Source organism: Muricoccus harenae, assembly GCF_009848505.1.
GTDB classification, from domain to species: Bacteria; Pseudomonadota; Alphaproteobacteria; order Acetobacterales; family Acetobacteraceae; genus Roseomonas; species Roseomonas harenae.
The window spans coordinates 1-818 of sequence record NZ_WWDL01000100.1 but is presented as its reverse complement, the minus strand read 5'-3'; the positions used below and the strand labels follow the sequence as shown (position 1 = coordinate 818).

1 protein-coding gene is annotated in these 818 nt (G+C 66.9%); it reads right to left on the bottom strand.

The features are described from left to right. Nucleotides 1–71: 71 nt before the first annotated feature. Nucleotides 72–818 (bottom strand): IS21-like element helper ATPase IstB (gene istB / locus GSE44_RS25095; RefSeq protein WP_159351542.1); only part of this gene is annotated, 747 nt, incomplete at its 5' end.

Below are 818 nucleotides of genomic sequence, written 5' to 3'. Positions count from 1 at the left end.
TGTAGCGCGTCAACCAAGTTGTCCGGGACCGACAGCCAAGATGGCTGGTGCTGGCCGGGGCGGATGGTGGCTCAGGCGGTGATGTTTTCCTTGTTGTCGGTGAGGTTGTCGGCGTCAGGCTGGTGCTGATTGGCATCGAGGCTGACGGTGGAGGTTGTCGCTGTGAGGCCGGTGTTGTTCTTGCGGCTGGCTGCGGCGCGGCGGCGATAGCTGTCGACGTTCATCTCGAGGATGGTGGCGTGGTGAACGAGACGGTCGATGGCGGCGACGGTCATGGCCTTGTCGGGAAAGAGCCGTTCCCAGGCACTGAAGGGTAGGTTGGCGGCAATCGCGAGGCTTCGGTTTTCGTAACGGCGGGCGATGAGCTCGAAGATGACGCTGGTTTCGGACTGGTCCTTCTGGGCGTAGGCGATGTCATCGAGGATGATGAGGTCGAAGCGGTCGAGCCTGGCGAGTGCCGGCTCGAGGACGAGGTCGCGCCGGGCGGCTTGCAGCCTCTGCACGAGGTCGGTGGTGCGGGTGTAGAGGACGCGGCGTCCGGTCTCGACGAGGGCATGGGCGACGGCGCTGAGGAGGTGCGTCTTGCCGGCGCCCGAGTTGCCGATGGCGATGAGATTGGCGCCGGTCTCGAGCCAGTCGCCGGCGGCGAGCGCCTCGATGCGGGCGCGTGAGACGCTGGGGAGAGCCTTGAAGTCGAAGGTGGCCAGGGTCTTGCCGGCGGGCAGGTTGGCTTCGAGGAGATGCCGCTGGATACGCCGGGTGTCGCGCTCGGCGAGCTCGATCTCGGCCAGGGCGGCGAGACAGCGGGCGGCGGGCCA